Here is a 15,284-nt window from a genome sequence, read left to right on the forward strand (position 1 = left end):
TCTCCCCCGCCTCAGGCGATCTCGCGCACGTCCGTCAGCCGCCCGGTGATCGCGGCGGCGGCGGCCATGGCCGGGCTCATCAGATGGGTGCGGCCCTTGTAGCCCTGCCGCCCCTCGAAATTGCGGTTCGAGGTCGAGGCGCAGCGCTCGCCCGGCGCAAGCTGGTCGGGGTTCATGCCAAGGCACATCGAGCAGCCGGCCATGCGCCAGTCGAAGCCCGCCTCGATCAGCTTTCGGGCGATACCCTCCTCCTCGGCCTGCTTGCGCACGAGGCCCGAGCCGGGGACGATCATGGCGCGCAGGCCCGCCTTGACCTTGTGGCCCTCCATGACGCGGGCGACCTCGCGCAGGTCCTCTATCCGGCCGTTGGTGCACGAGCCGATGAAGACCGTGTCGATCTCGATGTCCGAGAGCCGCATGCCGGGCGTGAGGCCCATGTAGTCGAGCGCGCGCCGGGCGGCTGCCTGCTTGCCCTTGTCGGCGAAGTCCTCGGGGTGCGGCACGGTCGCGGTGATCGGCAGCACGTCCTCGGGGCTGGTGCCCCAGGTCACAACGGGAGCGATCTTCGCGGCGTCGAGCGTCAGCACCCTGTCATAGGTCGCGCCCTCGTCCGAGAACAGAGTGGCCCAGTAGGCCATCGCCTTGTCCCAGTCATCGCCCTTCGGCGCGTGCGGACGGCCCTTGAGGTAGGCAAAGGTCTTTTGGTCCGGCGCGATCAGGCCCGCGCGGGCGCCGCCCTCGATCGCCATGTTGCAGACCGTCATGCGGCCTTCCATCGACAGCGCCCGGATCGCCTCGCCGCAATATTCGATGACATGGCCGGTGCCGCCGGCGGTGCCGGTCTCGCCGATGACGCTGAGCGTGATGTCCTTCGCGGTCACGCCCGTGGGCAGCGTGCCGGTGACCTCGACCTTCATGTTCTTCGACTTCTTCTGGATCAGCGTCTGGGTCGCCAGCACATGCTCGACCTCGGAGGTGCCGATCCCGTGGGCAAGCGCGCCGAAGGCGCCATGCGTTGCGGTGTGGCTGTCGCCGCAGACGATGGTCATGCCGGGCTGGGTCAGCCCTTGCTCGGGCCCGATGATGTGGACGATGCCCTGCCGGATGTCGGCGACGTCGAAGATCTCGATGCCGAAGTCCTTGGCGTTCTGGCGCAGCGCCTCGACCTGGATGCGGCTCTCCTCGTCCTTGATGCCCTTCGCGCGGTCGAGGTCGGTGGGCACGTTGTGGTCGGGCACGGCGGTGGTCGCCTCTGGGTGGCGCACGCGGCGGCCGGCCATGCGCAGCCCCTCGAAGGCCTGCGGGCTGGTGACCTCGTGCACCAGATGGCGGTCGATGTAGAGGAGGCAGGTGCCGTCCTCGGCCTCGTGGACCACGTGGGCATCCCAGATCTTGTCGTAGAGCGTCTTGGCCATGGGTCTCTTGTCCTGAAACTGGCGGTCGGGTGGGGCGAGCGGGTGAGAACCGCGCTCAGCCGCCCGAAAGGCCGGTCGCCGCGCAGGCGAAGAACCGCCAGGGCAGGCGGGCCCGGTCGCTCGGCGCGAAATCCATCGAGGCGGATGTGGTCATGGCCCGGGTTCTACTCAAGCGCGGGCGTTCCGGCAAGCGGGGGCGGATGGGATGCTTCGCGCTCGCCCGGTGCCGCCGCGCGATGCGAGGGCTGTGGCGCGGGCGAGCGATCCGGGGACCGAGGCCGGTCCGTCCCGGGGAGTTCGATCAGGTGGCGGCGGCGCACGCCTCGCGGCCGAGCGCGCGGTGCTCGAGCGCGGCGAGGGCTGCAACCGCCAGCGCCTGCACGGCGACGAAGCCCTGCCCAAGCGCGTTCGGCGCACCCCAGCCCGAGGCGAGGAGCCCGAGGCTTGCCAACACCCAGCCGAGATTGCCGAGCACCACCATGCGCGCGCCGGTCCTCAGCGGAATGGTGCCGCGCGCAACGAGCACGATGAACGCAGCAACCGGCAGGAGCGCCACACCCGCGCCGATCAGGAGCCCCTCGGGCAGGGCGGTCAGGCGGGCAAGCGGCCCGGCGCCGAGGGCGAGCCCCGCGCCCATGACGGCGCAGGCGAGTGCGTCGAGGCGCAGGAGCGTGGTGAGCGGGATGCGGGCGATGGTCATGTCGGGGGTCCTTCCAGTTCCGGCCGCCGGACGGTCCGGCGAGCCTCCCGCCCCGATGGATGCCGCGCGGACCGGGCCGGGTCGATTACCTCACAGGTCATTCTTTCGCCGCGCCCGGCAGGCTATGGTCGGCCCATGACGGACAGGGGAGACAGCGTCGGCGATCTGATCCGCCACTGGCGCCGAATGCGGCGGCGCAGCCAGCTCGACCTCGCGCTGGAGGCCGGGGTGTCGCAGCGGCACCTGAGCTTCATCGAGACCGGCCGGGCGCAGCCGAGCCGCGAGATGGTGGGGCGCCTCGCGCAGGTGCTGGCTGTTCTGCCGCGCGAGGCCAATGCGCTCTACATCGCCGCGGGGCTCGCGCCCGTTCACCGAGAGCGGCGGGCGGACGACCCCGAGCTTGCGGCGGCGATGGCGGCGGTCGAGCGCATTCTTGTGGGGCACGAGCCCAACCCGGCGCTGGCGGTCGACCGGCACTGGACGCTGATCCGTGCGAACGGGGCGGCGGCGCGACTGATGGGCATGGTCGATCCCGCGCTGCGAACGCCGCCCGTCAACGTGCTTCGCCTCAGCCTGCACCCGCAGGGGCTCGCGCCTGCGATCGTCAATTTCCGCGAATGGCGCGCCCATGTCCTTCACCGGCTGGGCCGCGAGGCCGAGAACTCGGCCGACCCGGTGATCGCGCGACTGATCGAGGAGCTTGCCGCCTATCCCGTGCCGCCGGGGGCGCGTCCGCTTAACCGGCCCTCGGGCCTCGCGGGCGGCGGCATCGCCGTTCCGCTGGAGCTGGCGACCAGCACGGGCGTGTTGCGCTTCCTCAGCACCACCACGGTGTTCGGCACGGCCCTCGATCTGGGGCTGGCGGAGCTCACGATCGAGTCGTTCTTCCCGCTCGACGACTTCACGCGCGGCGCCATGGCGGGGACCTGAGGGATCAGCCGAGATCGCGCGCGAGCACCACCGCATCCTCTCGGCTGCCGTCGGGATGGCGGTAGTAGTCGCGGCGGCGGGCGATCACGGCGAAGCCCCCGCGGGCGTAGAGGGCGCGAGCCGGCGCGTTGCCGTCGGCCACTTCGAGGATCATGCGCGCGGCACCCGCCACGCGGGCGGCGGCGAGCGCCTCGGCCAAAAGCCGGGCCCCGAGACCACGGCCGCGGCCCTCTGGGCGCACGGCAATGGTGAGGAGTTCGGCCTCGTCTGCGGCCACGCGGATCAGCGCGCAGCCCCCCGGGGCCAGCAGCAGGACCGCGCCGTCCCGCGCCAGCGCCGCGACCGCCGCCGCATCCCATGCCTGCTCGCGCGTGTCGAAGCTGGTGGCGAGGATCGATGCGGCCTCGCCCGCCGCCGCCATGTCGAGGGGGTGGGCAAGGCGGCGCAGGGCCGGACTCATGCGTCGAAGATCTCGGGCGGGGCCTCGCGCGGCAGGGCCGCGTCCGCGCCGCGCAGGTAGAGCGGCGCGGGCGGCTCGGTGGCGGTTCGACTGGCGCCGAGGCGGGCGATCACCGCGGGGTCGGGCAGGCCGTGGGCAAGGATCGAGCGCGCCATGCCCGCATCGCCCACGCGGATGGCAAGCGGCGGGATCGCGCCCTCGACAGCGCCTTCGGTCAGCACCTCAGGGCGGCCATGGGCGGCGCCGTCGGTAGCGAACCAATGCAGGAACACGGTGCCGGGACGGCCCGTGAGGATCACCGCGACCGGGTGGCCGGGGTGGTGGTCGCGCGCCTCGGCTGCCAGCGCCTCGAAGCGGCTGACGCCCACCGCCTCGCAGCCGATTCCCAGCGCGAGGCCCCGTGCGGCAGCGATGCCGAGGCGCAGCCCGGTGAACGAGCCGGGGCCGGTGCAGACCGCGACCTTCGTCACATCCCCAAGCCGCGCGCCGGCCTCGGCCAGCACCGCGTCGATCATCGGGAACAGCGCCTCGGCATGGCCGCGCTCCATCGCCTCGCGCCGTGCGACGATGTTCGCGCCGGTGTCGAGCGCCACGGCACACTGGCCGGCCGATGTGTCGATGGCGAGGATCATGGGGCGCGCGGGCTCGCCGAATGCGCAGCGTCAGGCTCAGAGCCCGACGGGGCGCACCTCGACCACCTCGGGGATGTAGTGGCGCAGCAGGTTCTCGATGCCGTGCTTGAGGGTCAGGGTCGAGGACGGGCACCCGGCGCAGGCGCCCTGCATGTGCAGGTAGACCACGCCCTTGTCGAAGCCGTGGAAGGTGATGTCGCCGCCATCCTGCGCCACCGCCGGGCGCACCCGGGTGTCGAGCAATTCCTTGATCTGGCCCACGATCTCGGCGTCCGGCCCGTCATGCGCGGCATGGCCGACGGTCGGCCCCTCGCCCTGCATGACCGGGGCGCCAGAGGCGTAGTGCTCCATGATCGCGCCGAGGATGGCGGGCTTGAGATGCGCCCATTCGGCGTCGCCCTTGGTGACGGTCACGAAGTCGGGGCCGAGAAAGACGCCCGTGACACCCTCGACCGCGAAGATCCGGCTCGCCAGCGGCGAGACCTCGGCCCCCTCGCGGGTCGGGAAATCGGCCGAGCCCTGCTGCATCACCGGCTGGCCGGGCAGGAACTTCAGCGTCTGCGGGTTGGGCGTCGCTTCGGTCTGGATGAACATGTCTGAGGCCTTTCGTCGGGTTGCCCTACAGATGCACCCCGGCCCGAGCGAAATCAAGAATGATTCTAAATAACCCGAGCGGATTGCTCAGTTCATGCGGCGCCAGCGCCCGACGCGGTTGCGCAGCGTGATCGCATAGACCAGCAGGTAGCTGTAGAGGTAGAGTTCGTGCATCTCGGCGTCGCGCGGCGAGATGTAGGGCAGGTGGCCCGCCTTCCGGCCCGCATCCCACGCCATGTAGAACAGCACCAGCCAGCCCAGCACATGGCAGCTTGCGCCCGGCAGGACGAAGCGCAGTCGCCCGATCGCGCCGGACGCCCAGCCGCGCGCGAGCGCGATGGGTACGAGCACGCTGCCCACCAGGACCGCGAGGTTCAGCAGCACCCGGGGCTTGTGGTTGAGCCACGAGGTCGTGTTGTGCAGGTTCGTTTCGTCCTGGCGGTTCACCTCGGCCCAGCCCTCGGGCGTCTCCCAGCCGAAGAAGTGCTGGCCCCAGCTGTGTTCCTCTCCGGCGATGTAGAAGCAGCCGAGCGCAAGCAGCCCGAGCCAGACCTTCAGGGCCGGCGCGGTTCCAGCCGGCAGACGCAGCAGCGTGCGCAGCGCGATCAGCGAGGCGGCAAGGGGGATGACGAAATGCGCAAGCTCGATCGCGCCCCAGCCTTCGGCGAAGAGCCGCCGCCAGGTCCAGTCGGGCGCGGCGTGATGGAGCACCAGCACAGCCACCGCGAAGGCCAGCGGCAGCCACAGCCGCCACACGGCCGCCACCTCGTGGCGGTCCTCGGTCGGGCTCGACAGATTGAGACGCGCGGTCGCGCGCTGCATGGCTCGTCTCCCGGATTTGCGACGATTCCATGTCGCCCGGATGACGCCCCGGTTTCAAGGCCGCTTCACGGGATCGTTCAGCTGATCTCGTCGATGCGCTGGAGGCTGAGTCCGCCGGGCACCACCGTGACGGGCACGCGCATGCGCCCGCCCAGCTTGGCGACGAGGTGGCTGACGAGGGGGCCGGGGCTCTCGCCCTCGCCCGCGCCGAGCACGAGGACGCCGATCTCGGGGTCCTCCTCGATCATGCGCAGCACCTCCTCGGCTCGCTTGCCCTCGCGGATGGCGAATTCCGGGGTGATGCCCGCGAGCTTGCGCAGCTCATCGGCCAGCTCGTTCAGCCGCTCCTCGGCCTGCGCCCGGGCCTCGGCGCGCATCACCTCGGCCACGCCCATCCAGTGCTGGAACTCGTCCGGCTCGATCACGTAGAGCATCAGGACGCCCCCCTCGGTGCGCTGCGCGCGCCGTGCGGCAAAGCGCATGGCGTTCTGGCATTCGGGGGTCTCGTCGACGACGACCATGAACTTGCGCATGGGCGGCCTTCCTCGGTGGTTGCCCAGTGGGCCACTGTGTCGCGTCCGCAACCTGGGCGCAAGCGCAGGCCGAGGCGGCTTGACTCGCGCGACACAACCTACTAGATGGTAGGCATGAACACGAGGGACGCCCTTCTCGACTGTGCCGAACGCGCCGCCCGGGCGCGCGGCTATGATGGCTTCAGCTATGCTGACCTCGCGGACGAGATCGGTATCAGGAAGGCCAGCATCCACCATCACTTCCCGACCAAGGCGGACCTTGCGCTCGAGCTGATGCGCCGCTACCGCGCGAGCGTCTTCGAGACATTGCAGCGGCTTGCGGCTGATGAGCCGCGCGGCTCCGGGCGGATCCGCGGCTTTCTCGCGGTCTATCGCGCGGCACTGGGGGGCGGGCAGAGCGCGTGCCTGTGCGTCATGTTCAGCGCCGGGCGCGAGGCGCTGAGCGACCCGGTTCTGGCCGAACTCAACCGCTTCCACACCGACGCGCTCGCCTGGCTTGCCGACGCCTTCGCCCGGGCGCGCGACGACGGAAGCATCGCGGACCTTGCCGCGCCGGAGGCCGAGGCCGCGGCATGCCTTGCACTGGTCGAAGGCGCGCAACTCATGGCCCGCGCGGCCACGAGGGTCGAGCTGTTCGACGCGGCGGTGGCGCGGCTGCAGGGGCGGCTCGGCTGACCTGCCCTTTTTTTGGACCGAAAACCTACCTATCAGAAGGGAGACAAGAATGGACTTCAGCGACAAGGTGGCGATCGTCACCGGCGGCGGCTCGGGGATCGGCGCCGAGGTGGCGCGGCAGCTGGCGGCGGCGGGGGCGCGCGTGGTGATCAATGGCCGCGATGCCGGCAAGCTCGACGCCGCCGCGCGCGCGATCGACCCCACCGGGGACAGCGTTCACGCCGTCGCCGGCGATATCGCGGATCCCCGGACGGCCGAGCGGCTGGTCGCCGAGGCCGAAGCCCGCTTCGGCGGCGTGGACATCCTGGTGAACAATGCCGGCGTGTTCGAGCCCAAGCCCTTTCTCGAGCTGACCGAGGCCGATTACGATCGCTTCCTCGACATCATCCTGAAGGGCAAGTTCTTCATGGCGCAGGCCGCCGCCAGGGCCATGCAGCGTCGCGGCGGCGGCGCGATCGTGCACACGGGCTCGATGTGGGCGCTGCAGGCGGTGGGGGCGACGCCGTCCTCGGCCTATTCGGCGGCGAATGCGGGCGTTCATGCACTGGTGCGCAACCTGGCGCTCGAACTCGCTCCGCTGGGGATCCGCATCAACGCGGTCGCGCCGGCCGTCGTCGAGACGCCGGTCTACGAGACCTTCATGAGCCCCGAGGAGGTCGCGGCCGTGCTGCCCGGCTTCAACACCTTCCACCCGCTTGGGCGCAATGGGCAGCCCGGGGATGTCGCCGCGGCGATCCTGTTCCTCGCCTCGCCCGCGGCATCCTGGATCACGGGGACGGTGCTGCCGGTCGATGGCGGCGTGATGGCCGGCCGCAACTGAGCGCCCTGCGCGCGGCGGCGGCAGGACGCCGCCGCGGCTCAGTCGCCGGCCATGCCGGCACGCCCGCGCTCTGCGTTGCCGGCTCCCTGGTCGTCGGCTCCCGCGGAGGCATCGGCCCGGCTTGCCGGGGGGGCGTCTTCCCCCCCCGGGCCCTGGGCCGTGCCGCGCCCGGCCGCACCAGGCGGGGTGGCCACGGGCGGCGCATCGCCGCCGCCCCTGTCCCGCTCGTCCGGGTCGCGCGCGGGCGCGGCATCGCCGCGGTCGGCGACTGCGGGGCGCGCCGCGCGTCCGGCGCCCGCGTTCTCGCCACGGAAGCCCAGGTCGAGCTGGCGCGCGGCCGCCGCACGGATCGTCGCCTCGATGGCCGGCTCGCGGCGCACGAGTCGGGTGAAATCGTCCCGCGAGAGGCTGAGCAGCCGCCCGAAGCCCAGCGAGACCACCGAGGTCCGCCGCCGCCGCATCGGGCTCAGCAGCGCGATCTCGCCGAAGAAATCGCCGTTCGAGAGCTGCACGGGCTCGCCCTCGCCGCGGACCTCGAGCGCGCCCGAGGCGATGAAGAACATCGTGTCGCCGCGCACGCCGGCCTCGAGGACGACTTCCTCGGGCGCGACGAGGCGCGTCCGCAGGCGGCGGGCGATGGCCCGGCGCTGGCGCGCGTCGAGCCCCTGGAACAGCGGCACCCGCTCGACGAGGTCGCGCGGCTTGAGCGCGAGGTCGAGCCGCGGCGGGCGCGCCAACGGGCGCTCGCGGCGGTCGAGCTCGGCGGCGAGGTTGTCGTGCAGCTCCTGCCCGATGATGCCGTCGTGCAGCAGGCGGGCGAACTGCTGGCGCTCGCGCCTCACCGCGGCGCGCAACAACAGCACGCGCTCCATCTCGGCGACGTAGGAGGGGTATTGCAGGTTCACCGCCTCGATCTCCTCCTCGACGCGTTCGAGGCGATAGGCGATCAGCTCGCGCAGATTCGCGGCGGCGTCCTCGCCGACCATCGGCGCGAGCGTGCCCTCGGCGAAGCGCAGGAGGTCGCGCAGGATGCGCTCGCCTTCCAGCAGCGCGGTCAGCCGGACTTCGATGCTCTGGCGCAGCGGGCCGTCCCAGCCGGTGAGGCGCTGCACCGCCACGGCGACGCGGAAGGCGCGGGCGGCCCGCAGGTCGCGCTCGAAGGCCGCTTCGTAGCCGTCGCGGCCCTCGGCGCGGGCGGCATCGACCAGGCGCTCGGCGAAGAGGCGCATGTGGTTGGTGACGCGCGGCCCGATCGCGCCTTCCTCGAAGGCGCGGCGCACGAGGCGGCCTTCCTGCGCGCCGAGGATGGCGAGGCCGACCTTCAGACGCTCGCCGAAGGGGATGCGCTGGCTGCCGGCCGCCGCCTCGGCCTCGCGGCGCTGCTCGGCGAGCACGGCCTCGACGACGGCGATCGTCTCCTCCTCGAGCGCGCGCCGCCGGGCGAGGTCGGTCACCACCTGGCGGACCCGCTCGATCGACCCCGCGATGATCCGCTCGCGGATCGCGAGGTCGGTGGACGACAGCCGGTCTAGCCCCAGCCGGTGCGTCACGAAGGCGAGCGTCGAGGCGTTCAGCACCAGCGTAACCAGCGTGAAGGCCGCCGCCAGCGCGCCCACGACGGGGGCGTCGGTGCCCAGCGCGTCGATCTCGGTCAGCGCGAGCGCGAGCACGAGCGTCACCGCCCCCCGCACCCCGCCCCAGAGCACCAGGACCTTCTGCGGCGTCGTCATGTTCTCGGTCCGCGTGAAGCTCTCGATCAGTGGCAGCAGTGCGAACAGGATGAAGGCGCGCGCGACGAAGGCGCCGGCATAGACCGCCGGGACCAGCAGGAGCTTGTCCCATGTCAGGCCCGCGAGCAGCCCGGGCGTCAGGGTGGCGACCAACAGCAGCACGAAGCCGTTGGCCCAGAAGCCCACCTGCGTCCAGACCGCACGCACGGTGGTCCAGTTGCCGGGCCCCATGCGCACGAAGCCGACCGATCCGGTGAGGCCGCCCGCGAACACCACCGCCACGACGCCCGAGACGCCAAGCCCCGCATCGGCGATCAGGTAGGCCCCATAGGCCAGCGCCACGGTCATCGAGGTCTCGGCCACCGCCGAGCGGCCGAGCAGGGGATAGAGCCGCGAGGCGAGATAGCCGACCCCAAGACCCACGCCCGCCCCACCGGCAAAGCCCTTCAGGAACTCGGTCACCGCGCCGCTGGCGCTGGGTGCCCCAAGCTGGGCCGCGACGCCGAACAGCACGGTGAAGATCGCGATGGCGGCAGCGTCGTTGAGCAGGCTCTCGCCTTCCAGGAGCACCATCAGCCGACGCGGCGCGCCGATCTCGCGAAAGGTCGTGACCACCGCGGCGGGATCGGTCGTGGCGACCGCGGCGCCCAACATGAGGCACGCGACGATGCCAAGCTCGGACACGCCCCAGACTGCGAGGCCGACCGCGGCCGTCGCCACCACCACGGCCAGGACCGCGAGCAGCACCACGGCCGCGACGTCGTCGAGCAGCCGGCGCACGTTGATCGCCAGCGCCATCTCGAACAGCAGCGGCGGCAGGAAGACGTAGAGCAGCGTCTGGCTGTCGAAGGCGAGCGACGTCAGGAACCAGAGGTCGAAATTGTCGACGCCGCTGCCCGAGAGCGTGAACCCGGTGGCAAGCGCGACCGAGCCGTAGACGATGCCCGAGGCCGCGACGATGACCGGGAACGGCAGGCCAAGCGCGCGCGCGAGCGGCACGCCCAGGGCGACCAGCGTCATCAGGAGGGCGAACAGCCCGACGGCAAAGACCACGATGTCCATCGTGGCAGCCTAGCCCCCCCGAGGCGGGCGGCGGAAGGGGTATCCGGGGAGCATTGCCGCCGCCGCGGCACCTCGCGGTGCCGGCGGCGGCGGGGTTCCCCGGGCGCTCAGTGCGACATCAGGATGGGCAGGGCCGAGCCGCGGAGCATGTCGCGCGTCACGCCCCCGAAGATCTGCTCGCTGAGCTTGGAATGACCATAGCCGCCCATCACGATCATGCCGGCGCCGAAATCGCTCGCATGCGTCATGATGCATTCGGCGACCGGCTTGCCCATCGCCGGCAGGCGGTCGACGCTCACCTCGATGCCGTGGCGCGCGATCTGGCGGGCGATGTCGGCGCCCGGCTCCTCGCCGTAGCGGCCGCTGCCGGCCTTGGGGTCGATCAGCGTGAGCGAGACCGCGTCGGCCGCCTTGAGGAAGGGCAGGGCGTCATGCACCGCGCGCGCCGCCGTGCGGCCGGCGTCCCAGGCGATCACGATGCGCTGGAAATCGGGGGCCGCGTCGTTGCCGCCCGGCATCACCAGCACCGGCCGGCCCGAGGCGAAGAGCGCGCCGTCGAGCACCTCGGAATGCAGCCGCTCGCTCTCGCTGTCGGGCAGGGGCTGGCCGACGATGGCGATGTCGCAGTAACGCGCGTTGAGCGCCGCAAGCTCGGAGATGCCGCCGATCACGCTGGTGTCGCCGCGGCTGTCGGCGCTGAGGCCGGCCGCGGTGATCTGCCCGGCCGCCTTCCCGGCGACGCCGCTGGCAATACGGCGCATTTCCTGCACCTGCTCGGACCAGACCTCGATGGCTAGCTCGGCGCCCGCGACGTAGTTGAACGGCGGCTCCTCGAGAAGGGCCACGGCGTCGAGATGCGCGCCATGCCGTGACGCGAGCGCGATGGCACGTGCAAGGCGGTTGTCGGAGCCGGGCATGCCGTCGACGAAGACGGCGGCGGATCGGAAGGCCATGGGGTTCTCCTCGAATGCAGGCCGGACGGGCCCGGGCAGAATGCGCCGTCAAGGGGGCAGCCCGCGTTGATCCGTGTCAATCCCGCACGATGCCCGCGCCGCCCAGATCCAGCGCGACATGTACCGTGCCCTCGGCCGGGCGGGGCTCGGCGCGGAAGCCGAGCTCGGCGCACATCCGCAGCATGGTGCGGTTCTCGGGCAGGACCTCGCCGTAAAGCTCGCCGATCCCGCTCGCCCGGGCATAGTCGATGAGCCGCGTCATCAGCGCCCAGCCGAGGCCCTTGCCCTTGAGGTCCGAGCGCACGAGCACCGAATACTCGGCCCGCGCGAGGTCGGGGTCGGCGGCGAGGCGCGACACGCCGAGCAGCCCGCCGGTGCCGGGATCGAGCGCCACGAAGGCCATGGCGCGGGCGTAGTCGATCTGCGTGAGCTGCGCCAGCATCGCCATGGACGGCCGGCCGATCGGGGCGAAGAAGCGAAGGCGCAGATCGTCCGGGTCCATCCGCTCGAACGCCTCGAGATAGAGCGGCGCATCCTCGGGCCGGACCGGCCGGCACAGCGCCGTGCTGCCGTCGGCAAGCGCAAGCTCGCCCTCCCACTCGGCCGGGTAGGGGCGGATCGCGAGGCGCGGGTTCGGCGCCGCCTCGTCGAGCCGGCCGGGGTCGATGAGGATGCGCGCGTCGAGCGCCACCACGCCCGAGGCGTCGGCGATCAGCGGGTTGATCTCGAGAGTGGTGATCATCGGGAGGGCGCAGGCGACCTCGCCAAGCCGGATCAACACCTGCGCGATGGCCGCGCGGTCGGCGGCGGGGCGGCCGGGATATCCGTCGAGCAAGCGCGCGATGCGCGTCCGGCCGATCAGGTCCTGCGCCAGCAGGGCGTCGAGTGGCGGCAGGGCCAGCGCCTTGTCGTCAACCAGCTCGACCGCGAGGCCGCCCGCGCCGAACAGGATCGCGGGGCCGAACGCCGCGTCCTCGGCCAGTCCCGCGATCAGCTCGTGCGCGTGGCGCCGGCGCAGCATCTCCTGCACCGTGACGCCGGTGACGCGGGCGCCCGGTGCGCGCGCCGCGACCTCGGCCAACATGCGCGCCGCCGCCGCCCCGACAGACGCGGGGCTGTCGAGGTCGAGGATCACGCCGCCCGCGTCCGACTTGTGAGCGATGTCGTCGGAAAGCACCTTGAGCGCGAAGCGGGCGACGCCGTCGGCGGCGAGCCGCGTCGCGGCCCGCTGCGCGCCGTCGGGTCCGTCGGCGGTCAAGGTGCGCACGCAGGGGATGCCCGCGGCGGCCAGCACCGCCTTGGCCTCGGCCTCGTTCAGACGGGCCGTGCCGCGCGCCGCCGCCGCGCGGATCGTCCGGCGCGCGGCCTCCCAGTCGGGGCGCGCATCGGGCGCAAGCGCGGGGGGTACGCGCATCAGCCGGTCGAGCAGGCGGCGTCGGCCCCAAGGTCGATGGGGTTGGCCGCCGGCAGGTCGCGCCCGAGGGCCGCGAGAGTCCCGGGCGAGAGCCGGGCGAGGCGCTCGCCCATGTCGGCAACGGCATCCGCCGCCAGCACGCCCGCGCCGGTGCCATTCGCGATGACCGCGAGCCGGTCGCCATCGGCCGCGACGGGGTGGTCGAGGATCTCGGCGGCGTCGAACATCTCCTCGAGATCGCGGATGCGCAGGATCCCCGCGCGATCGAGCGCGGCGCCGACCACCGCGTCGGCCGTCGCGTCGCGGTGGCGTCCCGCCTTGAGCGCGATCACCGGCTTGATCCGCGCCGCGGCGCGCGCCGCTGACATGAAGCGGCGCGCATCAGTGATGCCCTCGAGATAAAGCAGGATGGCGCGCGCCTCGGCGTCGGCCGCGAGATGGTCGATGAGGTCGGCGAGGCAGAGATCCGCCGCCTCGCCCAGCGACACGATATGGCTGAAGCCGACGCCGCGCCCGGCCGCCCAGCCGATCATCGCGCCGACGATCGCTCCCGACTGCGACACCAGCGCAAGCCGCCCCGGCAGCGCCGCGCGGTGCGCGAGCGAGGCGTTTAGGCCGATCGGCGGGCGCAGCAGCCCGACGCTGCCCGGCCCGAGCAGGCGCACACCGTGGCGCCGCGCGGCCGCGAGCAGGCGCGGGCGCAGCCCGTTCGCATCGGTGATGCCGCCCGAGACGACGATCGCGGTGCGCCCCCCCGCCGCGCCGAACTCGTCGATTGCCGCCGGCACCGTGCGCGCGGGGCTGACGACTACCGCGAGCGGGGGCATCGGGTCGAGCGCGCCGACCGAGGCGATCGCACGCCGGCCCAGCACGCTGCGATGGCGGGGATTGACCGGGTGGATGTCGCCGGCGAAGCCGCCCGAGAGGAGGTTCTCGAACACCGCCCGTCCCGGCGAGCCCGTGCGCGCGCTCGGGCCGATCACCGCCACGGACGACGGCGAGAAGGCTGCGTCGAGGTCGCTGGGCGTCATCGGCCGCGGCGCTCCGGTCGCTCGCATTCTGCGCCGGGTGCAGGGCAGGGCTGCCCGGCGCGATCGCGACGCCCTCGGATTCGTGCGAGAGGGTCGCAGGCGCGGGCGCGCGCGGTCAAGGCGGTCAAGTCGGCGCAGTTGCGCCGGGCCGCGCCGGCGCGGGCTCCGCACGGTGTGGCGAGGCGGCGGGGGGTCGGGCCTCGTGGCCGCCGGGGATAGCCGGATCGCGCCACAGCCGCCAGTAGCGCCCGGGACGGCACACGCGGCGCACGATCTCGGCGGCGGCGGCGCGTTGTCCCTCGGGGTGGAACAGCGAGCCGCGAATCTGGATCCAGTCGGCGGCGGCGCGCGCCCAGGCGTCGAACAGCTCCGGGTCGGGCCGTTGCGGCTGGGTCCAGAAGCTGTCGAGCGGGCGTCGATGCGTGAGGCCCGGGATGTCGTAGACCGCGTCGCCCATCACCCGCACCGGGCAGCCCAGCGAGAGCGCGGTCACGCCGCTCGTGGAATTCGTGGTCACGACGCCATGGGCCACCCGCATCATCGCGGCGAAGTTGCCGCCCCGGATCGTCTCGACGCGTCGGGCCACGCCATGGGCGCGCGCGATCCTTGCACCCACCTTGCCCCAGTCGGTCAGTCCCGGGTCGAAAGGATGGACTTTGAGGACCAGCCGCATGTCGCTCGGCGCATGGCGCGCGAAGGAGGCGATCACCTCGCCGAGCATCTCGGACTGGCTCGAATAATCGCTCGAGGCGCGGATCTGGTAGTCGGTTTCGAGCTGGAGCGCGACCAAGGTCACCTGATGGCGGCGGGCGAGGCAGTCGCGCTCGACCCGGCGGGCGTGGTGCCGTGTCGTCCGCGCTCGCCAGAGCCTCGGCAGCCATCCCATGTACTCGACGACCGGCCACACCGCCTTGTCGCTGACGTAGCGCGGGAAGGCGAAGCGGCCGAACACATGGGCGAGGTTGAAGCTCACCTCGCAGGCCGCCTCGAGCGCGAAGGGGTGTCCGAAGGCGGGGGCAAGCTCGGGCGGCGCGGGGTTTGCCGAGCTCGCCTCGGCGGCGAGGCGGCGCAGCGTTTCGGGGTCGCGGCTGAAGCCCGAGTTGCGGCCCATCGCGAAGGGCTCGAGCGTGAGCCAGTCGGGCCGCAGGTAGCCGTTCTCGACCACCCAGACGCGCAGGTCCCGGCGCCGCCGGGCAAGCCGCTGCGCGGCGAGGTGATAGGGCTGGCGGTCGGCGAAATAGAGGATGTCGGTCACGGCCTCGCGCGTCACCAGCTCGTCGAGCCAGCCCTCCCATCGCGCGAGGCTTCCGCGATAGTTCAGCGTCGTGCCGCCGCCGTGCCAGAACAGCCAATCGCCGAGCGAGACATTGACGTGCAGGAGCCGCACGCCCGCGGCCGTGAAGCCCTGGCCGAGCACAGACCAGAAGCCCGAGGCCGGGCCCTGCAGCATCAGGACGGTCTGGCCCCGGTTCCGGCGCGGCCGGGCCTTGGGCGGCGCCGGTGGTTCGGGCAT

Annotated in this window: 15 protein-coding genes; 3 read left to right on the forward strand and 12 right to left on the reverse strand. The window is 72.4% G+C overall.

What is annotated here, in order from left to right; all coding sequences use genetic code 11:
* Nucleotides 1-11: 11 nt before the first annotated feature.
* Both leuC and M1105_RS11935 read right to left on the reverse strand, forming a co-directional pair.
* Nucleotides 12-1,415: a 3-isopropylmalate dehydratase large subunit gene (gene leuC / locus M1105_RS11930; protein ID WP_249580595.1), complete on the reverse strand. Its 1,404-nt coding sequence runs from the start codon at nt 1,413-1,415 to the stop codon at nt 12-14.
* 301 nt (nt 1,416-1,716) lie between these two features.
* Nucleotides 1,717-2,115 carry a hypothetical protein gene (locus M1105_RS11935; protein ID WP_249580596.1) on the reverse strand — a complete coding sequence of 133 codons (399 nt, stop codon included), beginning with the start codon at nt 2,113-2,115 and terminating at the stop codon, nt 1,717-1,719.
* A gap of 135 nt (nt 2,116-2,250) precedes the next feature.
* On the opposite strand from M1105_RS11935, the gene M1105_RS11940 reads away from it, so the two are divergent.
* Nucleotides 2,251-3,045, forward strand: a complete 795-nt coding sequence (locus tag M1105_RS11940) for a helix-turn-helix transcriptional regulator (RefSeq protein ID WP_249580597.1) — start codon at nt 2,251-2,253, stop codon at nt 3,043-3,045.
* Between the two features lie 4 nt (nt 3,046-3,049).
* Here the strand turns inward: M1105_RS11940 and M1105_RS11945 are convergent, their stop codons facing one another.
* The 5 genes from M1105_RS11945 to M1105_RS11965 form a co-directional block, all read right to left on the reverse strand.
* On the reverse strand, nt 3,050-3,505 hold the full coding sequence (locus M1105_RS11945) for a GNAT family N-acetyltransferase (protein ID WP_249580598.1): 456 nt from the start codon (nt 3,503-3,505) through the stop codon (nt 3,050-3,052).
* Nucleotides 3,502-4,137, reverse strand: coding sequence for a tRNA (adenosine(37)-N6)-threonylcarbamoyltransferase complex dimerization subunit type 1 TsaB (tsaB, locus tag M1105_RS11950; RefSeq protein ID WP_249580599.1), 636 nt, complete (start codon nt 4,135-4,137; stop codon nt 3,502-3,504). The genes M1105_RS11945 and tsaB overlap by 4 nt, the downstream gene beginning before the upstream one ends.
* Before the next feature lie 36 nt (nt 4,138-4,173).
* Complete coding sequence (locus tag M1105_RS11955) at nt 4,174-4,731, reverse strand: NifU family protein (protein ID WP_249580600.1); 558 nt, start codon at nt 4,729-4,731, stop codon at nt 4,174-4,176.
* Between the two features lie 87 nt (nt 4,732-4,818).
* Nucleotides 4,819-5,553: a hypothetical protein gene (locus M1105_RS11960; protein WP_249580601.1), complete on the reverse strand. Its 735-nt coding sequence runs from the start codon at nt 5,551-5,553 to the stop codon at nt 4,819-4,821.
* Between the two features lie 77 nt (nt 5,554-5,630).
* On the reverse strand, nt 5,631-6,086 hold the full coding sequence (locus M1105_RS11965) for a universal stress protein (RefSeq protein WP_249580602.1): 456 nt from the start codon (nt 6,084-6,086) through the stop codon (nt 5,631-5,633).
* A gap of 114 nt (nt 6,087-6,200) precedes the next feature.
* Between M1105_RS11965 and M1105_RS11970 the strand changes: the two genes are divergently transcribed.
* Entirely contained in the window at nt 6,201-6,761 is a 561-nt protein-coding gene (locus M1105_RS11970) for a TetR/AcrR family transcriptional regulator (RefSeq protein WP_249580603.1), read from the forward strand.
* A gap of 49 nt (nt 6,762-6,810) precedes the next feature.
* Nucleotides 6,811-7,581 (forward strand): SDR family NAD(P)-dependent oxidoreductase, encoded by a 771-nt coding sequence (locus M1105_RS11975; protein WP_249580604.1) that lies wholly within the window; start codon nt 6,811-6,813, stop codon nt 7,579-7,581.
* Between the two features lie 38 nt (nt 7,582-7,619).
* Here M1105_RS11975 and M1105_RS11980 read toward each other — a convergent pair whose 3' ends face one another.
* The 5 genes from M1105_RS11980 to M1105_RS12000 form a co-directional block, all read right to left on the reverse strand.
* The gene (locus M1105_RS11980; protein ID WP_249580605.1) at nt 7,620-10,373 is read right to left on the reverse strand and encodes a cation:proton antiporter; all 2,754 of its coding nucleotides are present in this window, start codon (nt 10,371-10,373) and stop codon (nt 7,620-7,622) included.
* A 107-nt stretch (nt 10,374-10,480) separates the two neighbouring features.
* Nucleotides 10,481-11,326, reverse strand: a complete 846-nt coding sequence (locus M1105_RS11985) for a universal stress protein (protein ID WP_249580606.1) — start codon at nt 11,324-11,326, stop codon at nt 10,481-10,483.
* 76 nt (nt 11,327-11,402) lie between these two features.
* Nucleotides 11,403-12,740, reverse strand: coding sequence for a GNAT family N-acetyltransferase (locus tag M1105_RS11990; RefSeq protein WP_249580607.1), 1,338 nt, complete (start codon nt 12,738-12,740; stop codon nt 11,403-11,405).
* On the reverse strand, nt 12,740-13,771 hold the full coding sequence (locus tag M1105_RS11995) for a CoA-binding protein (RefSeq protein ID WP_249580608.1): 1,032 nt from the start codon (nt 13,769-13,771) through the stop codon (nt 12,740-12,742). The genes M1105_RS11990 and M1105_RS11995 overlap by 1 nt, the downstream gene beginning before the upstream one ends.
* 124 nt (nt 13,772-13,895) lie before the next feature.
* Entirely contained in the window at nt 13,896-15,284 is a 1,389-nt protein-coding gene (locus M1105_RS12000) for a capsular biosynthesis protein (protein ID WP_249580609.1), read from the reverse strand.

This window comes from Thermohalobaculum sediminis (assembly GCF_023487995.1).
Lineage (GTDB): Bacteria > Pseudomonadota > Alphaproteobacteria > Rhodobacterales > Rhodobacteraceae > Thermohalobaculum > Thermohalobaculum sediminis.